Source organism: Izhakiella australiensis, from assembly GCF_002006995.1.
GTDB classification, from domain to species: Bacteria; Pseudomonadota; Gammaproteobacteria; order Enterobacterales; family Enterobacteriaceae; genus Izhakiella; species Izhakiella australiensis.
Genome location: NZ_MRUL01000028.1, coordinates 3,775 through 18,508 on the forward strand (window position 1 = coordinate 3,775; position 14,734 = coordinate 18,508).

20 protein-coding genes are annotated in these 14,734 nt (G+C 53.8%); all 20 read right to left on the minus strand.

Translation table 11 applies throughout. The features are described from left to right. Positions 1 to 971: hypothetical protein (locus BTJ39_RS22225; RefSeq protein WP_078004916.1), on the minus strand; the 971-nt coding region annotated here is incomplete at its 3' end. 2 nt (positions 972 to 973) lie between these two features. Beyond that, entirely contained in the window at positions 974 to 1,279 is a 306-nt protein-coding gene (locus BTJ39_RS22230; RefSeq protein ID WP_078004870.1) for a phage baseplate plug family protein, read from the minus strand. Continuing rightward, positions 1,279 to 1,848, minus strand: a complete 570-nt coding sequence (locus BTJ39_RS22235; RefSeq protein ID WP_078004871.1) for a phage baseplate protein — start codon at positions 1,846 to 1,848, stop codon at positions 1,279 to 1,281. Before BTJ39_RS22235 ends, BTJ39_RS22230 begins: the two co-directional genes overlap by 1 nt. Beyond that, positions 1,848 to 3,752, minus strand: coding sequence for a hypothetical protein (locus tag BTJ39_RS22240; protein ID WP_078004872.1), 1,905 nt, complete (start codon positions 3,750 to 3,752; stop codon positions 1,848 to 1,850). The genes BTJ39_RS22235 and BTJ39_RS22240 overlap by 1 nt, the downstream gene beginning before the upstream one ends. After that, on the minus strand, positions 3,742 to 3,894 hold the full coding sequence (locus BTJ39_RS22245; RefSeq protein ID WP_078004873.1) for a DUF6889 family protein: 153 nt from the start codon (positions 3,892 to 3,894) through the stop codon (positions 3,742 to 3,744). Before BTJ39_RS22245 ends, BTJ39_RS22240 begins: the two co-directional genes overlap by 11 nt. A 35-nt stretch (positions 3,895 to 3,929) precedes the next feature. Continuing rightward, entirely contained in the window at positions 3,930 to 4,358 is a 429-nt protein-coding gene (locus BTJ39_RS22250) for a phage tail assembly chaperone (protein WP_078004874.1), read from the minus strand. Between the two features lie 3 nt (positions 4,359 to 4,361). After that, positions 4,362 to 4,802, minus strand: a complete 441-nt coding sequence (locus BTJ39_RS22255; protein ID WP_078004875.1) for a DUF3277 family protein — start codon at positions 4,800 to 4,802, stop codon at positions 4,362 to 4,364. Between the two features lie 12 nt (positions 4,803 to 4,814). Beyond that, positions 4,815 to 5,960, minus strand: coding sequence for a DUF3383 family protein (locus BTJ39_RS22260; RefSeq protein ID WP_078004876.1), 1,146 nt, complete (start codon positions 5,958 to 5,960; stop codon positions 4,815 to 4,817). Between the two features lie 3 nt (positions 5,961 to 5,963). Beyond that, positions 5,964 to 6,515 carry a phage neck terminator protein gene (locus BTJ39_RS22265; protein WP_096777775.1) on the minus strand — a complete coding sequence of 184 codons (552 nt, stop codon included), beginning with the start codon at positions 6,513 to 6,515 and terminating at the stop codon, positions 5,964 to 5,966. Further along, on the minus strand, positions 6,505 to 6,891 hold the full coding sequence (locus BTJ39_RS22270) for a head-tail adaptor (protein WP_078004878.1): 387 nt from the start codon (positions 6,889 to 6,891) through the stop codon (positions 6,505 to 6,507). The genes BTJ39_RS22265 and BTJ39_RS22270 overlap by 11 nt, the downstream gene beginning before the upstream one ends. Then, positions 6,878 to 7,372 carry a hypothetical protein gene (locus BTJ39_RS22275; protein WP_078004879.1) on the minus strand — a complete coding sequence of 165 codons (495 nt, stop codon included), beginning with the start codon at positions 7,370 to 7,372 and terminating at the stop codon, positions 6,878 to 6,880. Before BTJ39_RS22275 ends, BTJ39_RS22270 begins: the two co-directional genes overlap by 14 nt. Then, positions 7,369 to 7,773 (minus strand): DUF4054 domain-containing protein, encoded by a 405-nt coding sequence (locus tag BTJ39_RS22280; protein WP_078004880.1) that lies wholly within the window; start codon positions 7,771 to 7,773, stop codon positions 7,369 to 7,371. Before BTJ39_RS22280 ends, BTJ39_RS22275 begins: the two co-directional genes overlap by 4 nt. Next, a complete protein-coding gene (locus BTJ39_RS22285; protein ID WP_078004881.1) occupies positions 7,739 to 8,119 on the minus strand; it encodes an STY1053 family phage-associated protein in 381 nt (126 codons plus the stop codon). The genes BTJ39_RS22280 and BTJ39_RS22285 overlap by 35 nt, the downstream gene beginning before the upstream one ends. Before the next feature lie 37 nt (positions 8,120 to 8,156). After that, positions 8,157 to 9,095 (minus strand): DUF2184 domain-containing protein, encoded by a 939-nt coding sequence (locus BTJ39_RS22290; RefSeq protein WP_078004882.1) that lies wholly within the window; start codon positions 9,093 to 9,095, stop codon positions 8,157 to 8,159. A gap of 14 nt (positions 9,096 to 9,109) precedes the next feature. Further along, a complete protein-coding gene (locus BTJ39_RS22295; RefSeq protein WP_078004883.1) occupies positions 9,110 to 9,604 on the minus strand; it encodes a structural cement protein Gp24 in 495 nt (164 codons plus the stop codon). Between the two features lie 9 nt (positions 9,605 to 9,613). Beyond that, positions 9,614 to 10,852 (minus strand): DUF2213 domain-containing protein, encoded by a 1,239-nt coding sequence (locus tag BTJ39_RS22300; protein ID WP_078004884.1) that lies wholly within the window; start codon positions 10,850 to 10,852, stop codon positions 9,614 to 9,616. Positions 10,853 to 10,854: 2 nt separating this feature from the next. Then, positions 10,855 to 11,445 carry a phage head morphogenesis protein gene (locus BTJ39_RS22305; protein WP_338418167.1) on the minus strand — a complete coding sequence of 197 codons (591 nt, stop codon included), beginning with the start codon at positions 11,443 to 11,445 and terminating at the stop codon, positions 10,855 to 10,857. A gap of 13 nt (positions 11,446 to 11,458) precedes the next feature. Then, entirely contained in the window at positions 11,459 to 12,934 is a 1,476-nt protein-coding gene (locus BTJ39_RS22310; RefSeq protein WP_078004886.1) for a DUF1073 domain-containing protein, read from the minus strand. A gap of 2 nt (positions 12,935 to 12,936) precedes the next feature. Further along, the gene (locus BTJ39_RS22315; RefSeq protein WP_078004887.1) at positions 12,937 to 14,151 is read right to left on the minus strand and encodes a PBSX family phage terminase large subunit; all 1,215 of its coding nucleotides are present in this window, start codon (positions 14,149 to 14,151) and stop codon (positions 12,937 to 12,939) included. Then, positions 14,129 to 14,698: a terminase small subunit gene (locus BTJ39_RS22320; RefSeq protein ID WP_078004888.1), complete on the minus strand. Its 570-nt coding sequence runs from the start codon at positions 14,696 to 14,698 to the stop codon at positions 14,129 to 14,131. Before BTJ39_RS22320 ends, BTJ39_RS22315 begins: the two co-directional genes overlap by 23 nt. Between the last annotated feature and the right edge of the window lie 36 nt (positions 14,699 to 14,734).

Here is a 14,734-nt window from a genome sequence, read left to right on the forward strand (position 1 = left end):
GTATCGCCAGTATAATCGATGGATTTCACAATATAAACGCCATCAGTCGCAATAGATGAAGGCTGTTGCAGTGTTCCGTTAACGGTAAGGTTGCCATTATTATCCGTTTCGCTGACGCGTGAAGGAAGCGATTTAACCTCATCATTTGACAGGCTGGCGCGGTACACAGAAGCCTGGTTTATCCCGATCAGGCCGTTGATGCGGATATTCGGGTTGATGAGGCAGCGAACGTTAACACCGGCCCCCATTGTCTGCTGAGGCATGCCGATCAGGCCCGTCCGGCTGTTAAGCTCTATTGCCTCGTGAATGTATTTGTTCGTGGGTATCATATTCAGCTGGCCTGATACAAATTGCCAGCTGGCACCGCACTGCGCAGCAACGTTATCCATCACGTCGCGTGTTGAATGGTAAAAAGACCGTCCACGCGGAAAAACCGTCGGGGGAAACTCACCGGTAATACCCTGTGTTATTCCAAACGGTTTACAGCTATCCAGGACTGCCGCATGCACATCTGCAACGGTATACCCTGCTGAGAGCGTCGTTATCATGCTGGCATACAAGAACGCCTGATGACCGTCGATAGCTTGTATCAGCACATAGGTATCTGTTGGGTTATCACGCCCGGTCACAGTAAACCGGATATCACCGCTAAAAATTTCCCCGTAATTTGTTCCGGCTACGTGTCCGACATCTTCCTCGCTGATATTTCTGACGACACCTACATCAGCTGCAGCATATTCCGGCGCCAGCCCGTCGTAGCCAGCAATAATTTTAATTTTGGCGAATTCTGTTCCGAGGATCCGACTGGCCGTATCTTTGGATAAATTATAAATTTTCACCAGACCTACACGGGGCCAGCGTGTATCCGTCCACTCGATGTTAAAAGTCACCTTTAAATCGCTCAGGCTTATCCCCTGACCATTTTCTGACAGGATCTGCAGTTCGAAATGACGCATCCAGTTCTGAGACATAGTTACTCCGTGATGGCATAGAGATGGCTGGTTAATCCCAGGCCTGTTTTTGTCGGCTTATCCTGTAACGGGTCATCGCATACGACGGCCAGGCCAAACCCTAATGAGAGGTAGTTATACTGCGCCATCAGATTGACGCCTGTTACCAGGGGTATTCCGTATATGATTCCGGCGCCATTGCCATCCATAAGGTCGATAACCCAGCCTGCATCATCACGCCATATAGCTTTAAATGAATAACTGGCGCCATTAATGCCGATAGAAAATTGCTGGTTGTCCGGGGTCAGCGGTATTTCTGCAGCCTGCATCAGAATAGTCCCCCTAATTTCAATAAAAGCGATTCATTGGATTCCGGCTTTGCCGTTTTAACGCCGGTATTCTGGACGCCTGACGTGCTGGCGCCCTGAGCCATGTCTTTTTTATCAGCAACATGGATACTCCGCGTTGACGTAATAATCACTTCCCTGATGGTTAGGGCGGCCATTAACACATTTTCAGACGTACTGTCTGTTGTCACATCCAGAACGCGTATCAGCATGTTGCTGTATTTTCGCTTTCCTGTGATGACATCGAAAGGTACGCGGTTAACCTGCAGATCAAGCAGCTTCTGATAGGTTTCCTGCGGACTCAGGCCAGCCGACAGGCCTACTGATGAAGTGTCCATGAAATCCAGCAATGACCCGCCGCCCGCGAACCCGACTTCCATTACGAGTTCAGCAGGGCGTTTGAATGCGTGGTCAGCGACCGGGGCGCTGTCTTCAACGGGATGCTCTGTAATCTCAAGAGTATCGCTGTGTTTTTCTCTGATAACGACATCGGGCACGATTATCCCGATCCGCCGGCTTTGCAGGTGAAAAAGCGTTGAAACAATGTCCATTATCGCGGCCCTGTAGTGGATACTTGCGTCAGACGTGAGTTAACAGCTGTCTGCCTGTCAGCAACTTCACGACCAGCCTGGCGCGGGTCGGAGACGCCATGAATATGAATATCCGTTTTCTGACTGACAGTCGCACCTGCGGCCCGGTAGGCATCAGGGCTGTTCCAGTTTGCAAACCCCTCTTTTCTGGCCATTGACTGCATCAGCGCGCCCATTATTTGAGGGTTGTTGAGGTTTAAGGCAGCGTCAGGAGAAACACCCATCCACGATGAGATGTCTTTAATATATTTATCGGTTTTATTTTCATTTGGTGGCGCCCAGGTGGAAACTATATCCGCAATGGTGTTAAGCGATTTACCCGTGGTTTTCCCGGTAAAATAGCGCTCCAGCTGATTTCTCATTGCGCCCCAGCCCTCTACAGCCGAGCTGAATACCCGAAAGCCCCCGTTTTTCATATCCCGTATATTGCCGGGGTTATTATTCCGGTTCGGCAATGTCGGAGACTGATAACCATCCCCACGTGGCATCTGCCAGCCTGTGTGATCGAAAACCCAGTCATGCAGTCCCTTACCCCAACTCAATGCCGTTTGCGTACCCAGGCTGGTGTCGTCAGGGGAAATCTGGTGGCTGCTTTGGCTCATCAGCTCACGTCCGATAGCGTAGGCGTCTTTCCACCGGCCGTCTTTTATTGCGTTCAACAGCCTGGCGATGCCGTCCAGCATTTTGGACAAATCGCCCAGGTTTTGCATGAGATTGCTTAAATCCCAGCTGGCAGACCATTTTTTGGGATCCATACCGAGTAACGTCATTACCGTGTCTTTAAGTCGGGTAACGCCGTTGATCGCTTTTGTGATTTCAGGTTCCCATTTCTTCCAGTCAACGAGTGATTTGCCGCCTTCTTTCCAGGTCTTGTAGTCCTCCCATAACAGTGCTATAGCACCGGCAAGTACAACAATCCGGCCAACCGGGGAGGTCATAAAGGCGCTGTTCAGGACGCGCCACGCAACCACCAGTGCGCCGAAAACTTCAATCAGCCGTTGGGTGGATTTATCAAGGGTGGACCACCACTGCTGGATGTCGCCGGCTGCCTGTAGCAACCGGTAAACAACGCGACCGATGACCTCTGCCAGCCAAAGCAAGCCTTTAGTGCCACTGGTTATAACGGTCTCTATCTTAGGAAAGTTATCAACCACCTGCCTGCGCAGCGTGTCGATTGAACCAGCCAGCCCCTCAGCCAGATTCGAGCCGATTTTATCCCGCGCCATGCCTGCCATCTGGCCGAATGTGCGCAGTGAGGTCATGAATTTGTTTGAGCTTACCGCAGCAACATCAGCGTTATAGCCGATGGCCTTTGCCATCTGTGAGTATTGCGCGCTGAATTGGCCCATGCCCCGGCGCATCGCCATCAGCGTGTTTTCGTCAATGCCCAGCATCTGCGCATACTGGTTTGCCCGGTAATAGGGCATGGAGTTCAGTCGCTGGCCCACACCTGTAAAAATGGCGGCCATGTCGCGCATGTTCCCACCGGCGTCGCGGGTCTGTACACCCAGACGGTTCAGGAAGCCTTCCGCGCCGGGATTACTGCGCATAAACCTTGAAAGTCCCTCAAGAGAGCCGCGCGCAGCCTCGACGCTGGATCCGACCTGAGATGCAGCATAGCCGATTGCCTGTATTCCTCTCACCGTGGCGCCGGTGCGCTGCGAGGCCCAGTAGAGATTATCGAGACCGCTGGCGACTTTCGCTGTGAAAGCCACAACAGAAAGCGCTGCAGCCTCAACAGCCACGCCCATTTTAACGGCCTGAGTTGTGACGCCTGTCAGGGTCGCTTCAAACTTACGCAATCCGGATTCATCAACCTGAAAACCGAGGCTTATTAAAAAATCCTTGATAGTCTCAGCGTTCATTGGCTTCTCTCCAGCGCGCTATGCGGGCATCGTTGTCCGCGTTCAGATCAATCCAGTCATTCATGCGCGCTATATCACACAGGTCTACTGTCCCGTCTTTCAGAGCGGAATAGCTGATATACCCGGCAGCAACCGGGCGCATAAGGCAGTCTTCACCGTCCGGCAGGCTGTCAAGTGTCAGGCCGCTGGCGGATGGCCCACCGTCCCGCTGTCTGGGGGTGCGGGCAAAAAATTTCCCAGGCTGTCGCCCACCACGCGACCCACGATCTGCAACATATGCATCAGATTAATGTCGTCGAACATCAGTTCGCCTGACGTGAAAACCGGCGACCATACGTTGCCGTTCTGTCGCGCGACGACTGACAGGCACGGGTTGATAATTGCCCGCGTATCCTCATCACTCATGTCCGCCAGCGCGTCAGCCACTTTCGGAAGCACTTTTTCGAGTGCTTCGTAAATATTCCCGCCCTGAGAGACATCCCTGACGCCGTTGAAATCCGCCATCATTCCGGCCATCAGCGGGAGAAGTTTTCGCGACACTTTCAGCTGGTCGAAAACGCTCAGTTTTGACGCACGATAGGTGTTACCGTTTATCTCAAATTCCATTGGTTAAAACTCCCCCAACAGCTGATCGATTTTGCCGCAGTCGAATACCCAGGCGACCATTCCGGCGACTTTCGGGTTATTCCAGTCCGGCTGCTTTTGAAATGCCACAGCGCGGGCCGTGGTAATATCACCCGACGCGTGGTTGCGGATGACGATAACGTTATTTCCCCAGGTCGCTGATGACTGACTCTGCGCGTTATAGGCCAGAGACAGCTTTTTGTTCACCGGGGATGTTTTCAGCAGGTTAACGGTAATAATGCCGCTTTTCCCGGCGTGAAGGCTGTGCATGACTTCTCCGTCAGCACCGGTGGTCATTGTGTTTTTCGATTCCGTCATGGTAACGGTGATGCCCTCATCAGAAAGGGCGGAGCCATACCCCAGATCGATGATGCCCGTGACGCCGGTCATTGACGCGGAAACGTCCATAAAGCTATATGTAGACATTGATTATTTTCCTCAGCGGACAACGTTGATCTGTACGTCGGCGTAATGCACCGCACCAGCCAGCTTACAGGCCACCTGCATCAGCGGCGCCTTGCGGGCCTCACGGTCTGACTGTGCTTGTGTAGCAAGTGGCGCGGCATAGACGTAATAACCCTTTGTTAGCGTGTCACCTGAAGCAAGTTGCCCGATTGGCCCACCATTCCAGACACCCGCCGCAACAAGGCCGTTTGTTACCGCCTGGTCCATCGACTGCTCTACATTGGTCAGAAGTTGGGTCACCCCGGCCTCAGTCTGCGGGATTTTGGTTGTACTGGTATAAAGCAGGTTAAACAGATTGATCTGCACGTAGTTCTGCAGCCAGTCCAGTCCGTGGCGTTCGTCGAAGAAATCGCCGTTGGACATGATGCCCTGCTGAAGAATGGCCGTGTCATTCGCGTAGTAAACGTAAACGTTGGCATTTTTCGCATCAACGGCCGCTGCCTGTGAGCTGGTGAGCGTTTCGTAAGTAATGCCAGGAAGCTGTTTGAACTTCAGGGTGATGGTGGTATTGCTGCCCGTAAAGTTGACGGTAAATGCGCGGCCAAACGCCGATACGGCTGCATAATCGCTGCTGCTGGAATACTGTACAAATGTGCGCGCGTATTTGGCGGATTTAAGTTTATAGGCGATATCGTCGGTTGCGCTGGCGTTCAGCGTATCCACTTCAGCTGTCGTTACTGCCAGGATGCGGCTTACCTCAGCCGATTCAATTGCAGCTGCCACGGCAATAATATCCGCATCAGTCGTGTCAGCGTCATGGGTCACGGCCATTCCGTACCAGTTGGTATACTGAAGGCAGGCGTTAACACCCTCTGTCAACGTTTCGACATTGCCAGCCTCACCAGTCTTCAACGTTTTGGCCCAACGTCCGATATAAACCTGAGTGGGCGCCGGGGACTGAGAAAAATAAACAGTCGCAGCCTGATACTCTTCGCTGTTAACGCCAAAATCCACGCCTACGCTGGCGGCAGATGAGTACAGGCGGATGCGCTCGGTGAGCGGGATAACGGTTGAGTTGCCGAGGATGAGCAGCGAACCAAAGTTACGACCAGTTGCCGCTTTGGGCGACATGATCACATCAACGTTCACCACGTTAGAAACAGGTAAGCCCTGTGCCATAGATTAATCTCCAAAGAATTTAACAGGCGCGTCCAGCAGCGTTTTGATGCCGTATTCGCGAATGACTTTCCGGCGCAGGCGTACAGTAATGTCATACCGTCGCACCCACTGTTTGTTGATGAGTTCGGGAAATGGAGTGATGGGGCTGTAATCAGCCAAGGACAGGCCGACCGCATTGAGCGTTTCATTATTCTGATTAACCGCCATGCCATCACGAAACTGCGTGGCAATCCGCTGACCGCCGGGGCCGTAAAACGTTGCCATGCATTCAATGACCTCATGCCGCCAGAGCTGCGCGTCGGAGTCATTATCCTGTGGATCGATAAATGCCGGATTGTCATCGGCGGGTATTCCGATAATGCCGAACCCGCACCAGTTCACATCTGCAGCGGGCTGAGCAGACTGTACGGGCGTCCAGCGCGACTTAACCATACCATCCGGTAAGCCTGACAGAGCCTTAACCCAGCGGCTAAGCTCTCTTTCCAGAATCTCGTCATAATCTGGCCCGTCACTGACAGGCGTGAGATAACCGGCTGTCGTGCTGTCATTGCTCATTAGGACCACCATCAAATGGCTGTAGCTCACAGTGCGCCTGAACGAAGCCAGCTCCGTAGGCGGTGTAAGGGTCGACAAATGTCACGCGATAGTCACGACCACGATAGGCGACAATATCTGCATCAATGCCAGTGTTGCCGCTGGTCAGCCTGTAGGTGGTCACAATCAGGATGGCCCCGTTGACAACCTGCCCGGCCTGCATGCGCTTTGCCTCAAGCGACCGGTCAACCGTCACCACCCCGCCGAACTGGGTTTGCGTGACAGTGTTTTGTGCAAAACCGTCATTATCAACGGTCTGCTCACTGCGCTTAACTACAAGCGACATATCAAGGAACTCTGGCGACAGCAGAACGTCAGTTACATCAAGAGTCGGCATCTTTATCCCTCACAATGTGCGTGATTGAGAGGCGGTATTCACCGGTGTCGATGAGAGGTTTATTGCCGGTACGACCGCGTTTGCGGCGCTGAACCAGCGTCACATCAGACAGTGGGATGAACCCGGTGATTGTGATGTAACGCTTAACGCCATTGGCCGCTATCGTGCCCGCCCTGTCCAGTGAAGTGATCGCCCCCTCTGCATTTCCCTCCAGCGCCTTCTGAGCGGCCGCTTTGAGATGTGGCAGATATTCCTGCTCTACCGAGCGCACTCCCGGCTTCAGATGGGGTCTTGCTGGAATGTTTTGCTGTGGAGACCCGTTCTCGTTGATGTAACCGATACCTGCATTGCCAAATTCACCATCATCGCGGGAATCTTTCGACTCAGGGATACCCACCAGAACATCCTTGTTCACGAGGGTTTTAAGAGCGTCCAGAACGCTTTGCGCCTTATCGACTCTGACTGTCAGGCCTGATTTCATAGCTGAATCCCGCCATAACCGAATAATTGCAGCATCTGCCAGAACTCCGCGCCGTAGCGCGAGAAGTTCCAGAACCCGGCATCTGCATTGAGCGTTGAGCTGTTGTCGTAACTGACGCTGACTTTATCCACCGACTTTGAAGCAACCACACCACTCGTCGCGCCGCCCGCACCACCGAGCGCGCCGGCTGCCACATCAGCAGCACGGAGCACCATGTAATGCGCAACGAATAGCTCCGCCAGGTAGGGGAAAATATCCCCCATAGCAGAGCCATCAATGAGCATGTCGGCCAGGTTGAGCCGAAACTGGATTACTGGGTCGGGGTATTTGGTAGTGTCAGCGTATTGTGGGAAGTCGCGGCGAAAATCACTTACCGTTGGTAGATTTACGTTTCGTGCCATTATCTTCTGTTTCCGGTGCTGATTCGGTTACAGGTGCTTTCATCGCTTCAATCTGCGCGGTCAGGTCAGCAATGATTTCGTCTTTCTCAGTCACCGACAGCTGCAGGTCACCAATAGACTTTTCTTTGTCTTCCAATTGCGCAGTCAGACTGTCAATCTGCGCCTGAAACTCTTTGGTATCGGCGCTGGACTTGGCCTTCCCGGTAACGTCAGAGTGCGCGGTGACAAACCAGTGATCAGCAACCTTGTCATCAACGGTATGCTCACCAGCCTCAAAGCGCTGGCTGGTACCGTCTTCAAACTGGAAATCGAATGGGGTATGAACTCGGATCGTCTTCTTAGCCATTTGTTACTCCTGTTGGCCCCTTGCGGGGCCGGATTGGTTAGATGCCGTCCACGTATGCCATGGTTTCGGGATACGGAGATTCGACTGCGCCAAGCTTGCCGTAGTAGGTTGTCAGCTGGTAAATGCCGCGATATTGCACTGGCACGCTCAGCAGCGGCACCATCGGAAATCGCACGTATTTTTTGTCATTGGTGTAAGCGACCATGCGATCGGTACCACCTACGCCTGCGCCTTTCAGCCACTTCACCGCGCGAATGTTCAGCGGCACGCCATTCTGGTGGTAAGCGATGGTGTTTTCTCGCAGATAGCTCAGCAGTGACTGATTGCCGGCACTGGAAACGATGATGCTGGACAACAGACCGAACTGCTCCGGCGGAAGAAGCAGATCGCGTGGAACCAGGGTGTAACCAGTGGCAGCCCAGGCGTCAGAAAGCACTTTATTAATCGAGGCGCGAATTTCGTCAGGGGTGGAAGTGGCCCATGACTTAACTGCATTGGTAAGAGCAGCGCCAACATAGTTGGTCAGCCCCTGAACATTAAGTTGATTGTCACCGCGATAAACCTGCTCGTCGGTGTCCATGTTCCATTTAAGCTGCATAGCATCGTACTTCTGCGTGTCAATCGGGCGACCGACTTTAGCAGCGGCGGCCAGTTCAACAACAGTCCAGCCCAACTCCATGCCCCATAGGGTAAGAGGGAAGCCGGTTTTCGCGATGTCTACCATTGGGCCAGCGATGGCGGTTGAGTCTTTGCCGATCCAGTTTTTACCGTTTGGATTCGGTGTACCCGGAGCAGCAAAGGTTGAGTTGGTGAAAGAACTAATGTCGTCAGCGATAGATACGTCTTCGCGCAGCTGAATATCACGCGACCACGTGTAACCGACCAGCGGCATATTCAGCTCCTGATCTAGGCGCTCTAGCTCGCCAACCAGGAAAGCGCCAGTACCGTCTACGGTGGCTTGGTCAAAAGTTAACATATGTAGCGATTCCCTTAGATGTTGTATGCGATTTCAGCGTTGCCATCGGCATCGCCTGCGCCAGTGAAAGTAGCGTTTGGTAGCACTACGGTTTCGTCGGTAACTGCCGCGCCCAGAATGGACCCCAGGGGGCTTGCATTGCTTGGGTTAGCGTTACGCACATAAACCGGCGCGTCTTTGGTCAGTCCAACTGCAGTGCTACCGATATTCACAGTCATGTAACCGCGCTTCATCGAATCACCAGTGAAGTTTTTACCGGTGCCAACTTGGCGAACCATGTCAGGTGTCGAAGTTGTCGGATATGGGCGCACATACAGGCCGGTAATTACGGTAGCCGCATCTGAAGCTGCGATTGGAATGAATTTTCCAGCGGCGCTGGTTTTACCGACAAGACCATAAGCACTGAAAGTGTTTGTAGAATCCAAGATCACCGGCTCAGTGGTCAGATCCTGAGGGCGTGAGATAGTCCCAGCGATGCCTACTGGCATCCGGAGAAGTAATGAAGGCATGATTTTCCCTTATTTTTTCCAGTGGGCGGCGAATGCCTTGTTCAGGGCAGCCGGAGAGTTTTTGTTTGAGGCGTCGTAGAAGTTTGAGCGACCATTAGATGCCGGAACACTGTTGCGCGCTTTGGCGATTTCACTCGCTGATACAAACACGGCATCCAGCGTGGATTTTGGCATCTTGCTGAAGTCAGGGGACGATCCGACAAGAGGGGCTAGCAGCGCCTGACCTTCTGGAGTTTTGAACGCCTCGTCCATAGTGGAACGCTTGAATGCTGCCAGCTTGCCACCTTCTGGCAGTTTCACTCCCGGCAGGATGAGCTCAGCACGCGCCACCACACCCTGATGATATGCAGCATCGGTGGTCGATTTTTTCTTCTCGTCCTTTTCATCATCGTCGTCACCTTCGGAATCGGTGGTCTCTGTCGATGGGGTGATCAGCTGCTGAACAAGCAATGCGAGAGCATCAACTTTCGCCTCCAGTTCGCTGGTAGTCTGCGCACCGCCTTCACTTTCGTCGGTGGTCAGCCCGCCAAGCTCTTTCTCGGGCGGCATAGGCTGTGCCGGGTTGATAGTGATGTTAGCGGCGCGAGCAAGATCAAGGCTAGGCTCGACCAGTTCCGCCGGCGCGTTTTCCACCAGGTCGGCCAGCCCGTCGGCGTCCCTGGTTTTAATTGCCCGCTTTAGCTGGGTTAACCAGCCCTGATTTTTGTTTGTCATGAATATGCTATCTCCAATTGAACAGCGAATGCCTGCACGGCCTTTAGGGACGCCCGCGCAGTGGTTACCTGTGATAGAGTGTTGACGCGCCACGCCCGGGGCTGTCTGCTCGTAGTCTGCGTCGTATCCCATTGATATTTGTTGCAGACCATCAATTACGGCCTGAATTGCGTCTTTAGTCTTGATGTGAATATCCGCGAGCATGAAATCAGCTTTGTCACCGGTACCGCGTCGTACGTTCTGAATATGCCCGTGCGCGTGTTCTTTCCAGTTGCCGGGGTTAATCATCTCGTCTGGGTGGCCCAGGGTGAACGCCATACCCTCAAAGCTGGCCAGCGTTTCAGGGCGGAATACCTCGTCAGCGTCACGAGTAACGACAATCTCGCCATCCTCGTCGCCTTCAATTCCGTCCAGCTCGCTTTCGTGGTAAAGCTGCGTGCCGGTGCGTGCGATTGGCACGTCTTTGCACAGCAGAGAGCCGTCGGACATCTCATAACGAGTGTTACCGAGGCGGGTGGTAAAGTAATATTGCATCGTTAATCCTCGGGAACGACGACTTCGCAGTAGCAGCGGCAGTTGGGAAACTGGCCGGCGTGACCCGTCATGCCGTCCAGCGTGGGCGGATTTGACCAGTCGACATACCTGCCTTCCATCTGCTTATGAGAGTGGCGCACGTCGCTGTCGTCAGCAGTGCGCCAGATGTAGCCGCGTGAGCCGATGGCTACTGAGCGAGCCTGAGTGATTGCGGTTGACGCCCGGCCAACTTCGGTACGGGCAATGGTGCGCGCCCGCGCCTCGGTGATTTCACCTGTTCGCATGATTTCATCAGTTAGCGTGCTGGAGCGCTTACCGGACACTACTGCTTCAATCGCCTGATTGTGAATGTCGTAAACGCGGTCAGCAGCCTGCAGAGGGAGCGATTTGAAAAGTTTCACCTGCTCGTCGATGATGCTGCGAGTTACCGCGCCGGTGCCGGAATCCATCAGGTCGCGCAGACCGGCAGAGATGCGCTCCGACCGGTCACGCCACATGGCATCGTCTGAAATAACCAGCGTGTCAATGAGTCGCTTCGATACCGCTTCAGACCATGGCTCAATCAGGTCGGCATAACGCTCCAGCCTGTCCATGATGTCCGTAACGCTATCGTTTGAACCATCGTACGAACCCTCGATTATCGCGCCCACTGCCTGCGCTATCTGTCGTAGCTGTGTTCCCAGTTGCCTCTCGGCGCGCTTCAGGTTCGGTGGCTTCGACGTTATCGAGGTCTTTCTCTGTCGGCGGCGGGAGGTCACTGGCATTATCAATATCCTTGTCGCTGATGGTTCCGCCAAAGCCCGTCACGCGGGAAGTTTCCTGCAGATGCAGCGCCCCGGCTTTATCGGTCATCAGGCCAGCGTCTACCGCTTTGGTAGTGGCATCGACGACCGTGTTAGCGATTTCCGCACGCTCTTTGTCAGATACCTGCCACAGCTCGTTGAACTCGAAGGCGAAGTCATCCGGCAGCGGCTGGGCGAAAAGGCTCATGTGGAGCACTTCGAACAGTTTGCGAACAGGGCGACGCAGTTTGCGCTCCTGCTTGGTGGACACGTTGTCGTAATAGTTGGCGAGGTCAGTGTCACCCGTTGAGAAGCCAGCGGGAGACTGGCCGAACAGGCGAACCAGCGGGATGCCAAATGCACCTGATACCTGCTGCCCGAATTGCGCCAGCACATCACTGAGGCCAGCATACGAGTAGGAATGCGCCTCGAATTTATCCTTGGCGTCCATAATCGTCATGCCTTCGTTGCTCTGGTACTGGCGGATCATGTCCATGTGCGACATCAGGCCTTTGAATGCCGGATTGTCTTTGCCCATTGCCAGCATGCCGCGAAGGTTCTCAATACTGTAGGTGCGCAGGTGCGCTTTATACACAAGCTGAGCCACGCCGGTCGTTGTGCTGTCGAATGCCAGCAGGCGGTCGAAGCATCGTTCGATAATCGACATTCCCCAGTCGTTTTCCGTCAGACGCTGCTGATATGGCAGCGTCACACCGTCGAAGCGAATCAGCCTGGAGTGGTGAATGCGCCACGGCGGGATGCCGGTGGCTGATGTCACCACGCGATAAAACTCAGGCATGCCGAAGTCGGGGCCCAACTCAGTGACGCGGCGCTCGGTGGTGGCGTTGAGCATCCACCGGTCCATAACCATGATGCCTTTGAAAGAATCCTTGGCGATGGCCTCAATGCGCAGTGGCGTTGAGTAGTTCTGGCCGTCAATCAGGATGACGCCAACCGCACCGCCGTAGAGGTTTGCCCACTTCAGCGTATCGTTGAGATGCTCCCAGATAGCCATCTCATCCCAAGTATTATCGAGCTGCTTTTTCACCCCATCATCGAGCTTTGAGGTGATTGTCACGCCCTTGCGGGTCATGTCGTCGGGGATAGCGTCGACACCAGCGCCAACCAGCCATGATGACCGGTAGGCCTGCTCAATCAGCAGTCGATTGCGGGAAGTCCAGTTGTTGCGGTAGGTGCCCGCCCCTGACTGGTTCGACTCGTTAACGCCCATGCGGGCAATAAAGTTTTCGTAGCTGTCACGCGTCGGTAAAGGCTGCGACACGTTTTGTGTTTCGGACATGTTCAGCCTCTGCCAAGTTGCGCCCAAGTGCCAAGGCTGTCGGAGCTGGTGATGTACCCATCCAGACCGTAGCGTATGGCGTCTATGCAGTGGTTATGAGCATCGACAATGACCGGGAGTATTTCGTTGGTCTTCTTGTCGACTTTGTAGGAATAGAGCCGGAACTCGTCGGCGGTGTGCTTGCAGCGCTCATGGATGATGATTTCCTCAAACCCTTTCAGGTAGGTGATGCCATCTTCCACGCTGCCTTTCCACTTGGCGGCCGCATCAATGCTGAAGCCCTGCCTGCCAATGTGGCTGATTGTCTCAGGGCGCGCGTTATCAGCCTTAATCGGCCAGCGGCGCACCTCGGGGATTGAGTCGTAAAACTGCGCCATCTCATCTAGTTCAACGCCGACACCGTAGGCCTCATATTCGATATAAAGCCGGGTGCCGAGCATGAACATGCGGATCAGCGTGCTGGGGTCATTCGCGAAACCGAAGTCAGCGCCGAAGAACAGCCGATCAGCCTGCTGCCAGAGGTCATCAGGGAACGCCTCAACCTTATAGCGCTGCTTGAATATGACGGCTTCGGAAATAGATTTAGGCTTGCCCAGCCAGATGTGCTCATACGCTTCGTAATCGACCCGCTTGCAGTACTCCATTTCCTTCCTGAGAGTGTCAGGCAGGTAGGGGTTGTCGTAGTAATTAACCTCAACCGTGATGCTGTCATCGGGCGGGTTAAGCACGAAGCGCTGATATGTCGGGTCTTTCTCTTCGCCGGGGTTGAATGACACCCATATCTCCGAGCCCTCTTTACGAATGGTCGGTATCAGGATGTCCCATGAATCAGCAGATACTGACTGCGCCTCTTCCACCCAGCAGATGTCCACACCCTCTGTCGACTTGATTCCCAGCGGGTCGAAGCGCAGCCCCTTGAAAAGGAACTCACTACCGCATGCGCTGCTGATCGTCTCGTTGGTGATGCGGAACCATGGGTTGAGACCAAGCATCTCAATCTGGTCTTTCAGCAGCTTATGCACTGAATCCTTGATTGAATTCTGCACCTCGCGAGTGCACAGGATGCGCAGGCGCTTCGATGCAGCCATGATGACCAGTGCGCGGGCAATGCCCCATGACTTAGCGCCACCGCGACCACCGTGAAACACCTTGTAGCGAATGGCCTTAAAGAGCGGTTTGAACTTGGGCGCGAAGCTAAGTTTCTTCTCCGCTGTCATCATCATCCGCTCCGAAGCTAACAACGAACGTTGGGGCAGCCAGCGGCAACCCGTTGGGGCCAACCAGTTCGTTTTTAACGTTGTCTTTGAATGCCTGGATGGTTACGTGCTTGCCAAGCAGTTCGAGGTTCTTCACCTTGTCGGGCCATTTGATCTTTTTGAGTATTCCGGACAGTTCTTTTCCGCCATCTTCTCCGGTGTACTCAAACATTTCTGCCAGGTCGAACCCGGAGATGTATCGCCGCCATGAAGCAGGCCAGTCGGTTACTGGTTTTAATGAGAGGTCATCACGGACAATGTCGAGCACGTCCATTTGATCAATCTCAACCAGGCGTCGTAGCACATAACTTGCATCAATGTTTACTTGTTCATTGCGTTGCACTTTGAGTTCTGCGATTCTATTTTGGACGTCTGGTTTTGAGAGGTTCTCACTACCAATCTTCCGGGCGGTCTTTTCGCTGTACCCCGCCCGAATTGCCGCTTGCGTGGCGTTCAAATCGATGAGGTACTCGCGACAGAACATTTCTTGTTTGTCTGTGAGTGCCATTTAGAATTTCCTGCTAAAAAGTGGGTATGCAGCCGT

Coding starts and splice junctions, on each gene's coding strand:
- BTJ39_RS22240 (WP_078004872.1), bottom strand. CDS start 3,752: ATGAACGCTGAGACTATCAAGGATTTTTTAATAAGCCTCGGTTTTCAG.
- BTJ39_RS22270 (WP_078004878.1), bottom strand. CDS start 6,891: ATGCCGACTCTTGATGTAACTGACGTTCTGCTGTCGCCAGAGTTCCTT.
- BTJ39_RS22260 (WP_078004876.1), bottom strand. CDS start 5,960: ATGGCACAGGGCTTACCTGTTTCTAACGTGGTGAACGTTGATGTGATC.
- BTJ39_RS22245 (WP_078004873.1), bottom strand. CDS start 3,894: ATGCGCCCGGTTGCTGCCGGGTATATCAGCTATTCCGCTCTGAAAGAC.
- BTJ39_RS22235 (WP_078004871.1), bottom strand. CDS start 1,848: ATGGACATTGTTTCAACGCTTTTTCACCTGCAAAGCCGGCGGATCGGG.
- BTJ39_RS22255 (WP_078004875.1), bottom strand. CDS start 4,802: ATGTCTACATATAGCTTTATGGACGTTTCCGCGTCAATGACCGGCGTC.
- BTJ39_RS22305 (WP_338418167.1), bottom strand. CDS start 11,445: ATGGACAGGCTGGAGCGTTATGCCGACCTGATTGAGCCATGGTCTGAA.
- BTJ39_RS22300 (WP_078004884.1), bottom strand. CDS start 10,852: ATGCAATATTACTTTACCACCCGCCTCGGTAACACTCGTTATGAGATG.
- BTJ39_RS22320 (WP_078004888.1), bottom strand. CDS start 14,698: ATGGCACTCACAGACAAACAAGAAATGTTCTGTCGCGAGTACCTCATC.
- BTJ39_RS22265 (WP_096777775.1), bottom strand. CDS start 6,515: ATGAGCAATGACAGCACGACAGCCGGTTATCTCACGCCTGTCAGTGAC.
- BTJ39_RS22285 (WP_078004881.1), bottom strand. CDS start 8,119: ATGGCTAAGAAGACGATCCGAGTTCATACCCCATTCGATTTCCAGTTT.
- BTJ39_RS22295 (WP_078004883.1), bottom strand. CDS start 9,604: ATGCCTTCATTACTTCTCCGGATGCCAGTAGGCATCGCTGGGACTATC.
- BTJ39_RS22310 (WP_078004886.1), bottom strand. CDS start 12,934: ATGTCCGAAACACAAAACGTGTCGCAGCCTTTACCGACGCGTGACAGC.
- BTJ39_RS22280 (WP_078004880.1), bottom strand. CDS start 7,773: ATGGCACGAAACGTAAATCTACCAACGGTAAGTGATTTTCGCCGCGAC.
- BTJ39_RS22275 (WP_078004879.1), bottom strand. CDS start 7,372: ATGAAATCAGGCCTGACAGTCAGAGTCGATAAGGCGCAAAGCGTTCTG.
- BTJ39_RS22315 (WP_078004887.1), bottom strand. CDS start 14,151: ATGACAGCGGAGAAGAAACTTAGCTTCGCGCCCAAGTTCAAACCGCTC.
- BTJ39_RS22250 (WP_078004874.1), bottom strand. CDS start 4,358: ATGGAATTTGAGATAAACGGTAACACCTATCGTGCGTCAAAACTGAGC.
- BTJ39_RS22290 (WP_078004882.1), bottom strand. CDS start 9,095: ATGTTAACTTTTGACCAAGCCACCGTAGACGGTACTGGCGCTTTCCTG.
- BTJ39_RS22230 (WP_078004870.1), bottom strand. CDS start 1,279: ATGCAGGCTGCAGAAATACCGCTGACCCCGGACAACCAGCAATTTTCT.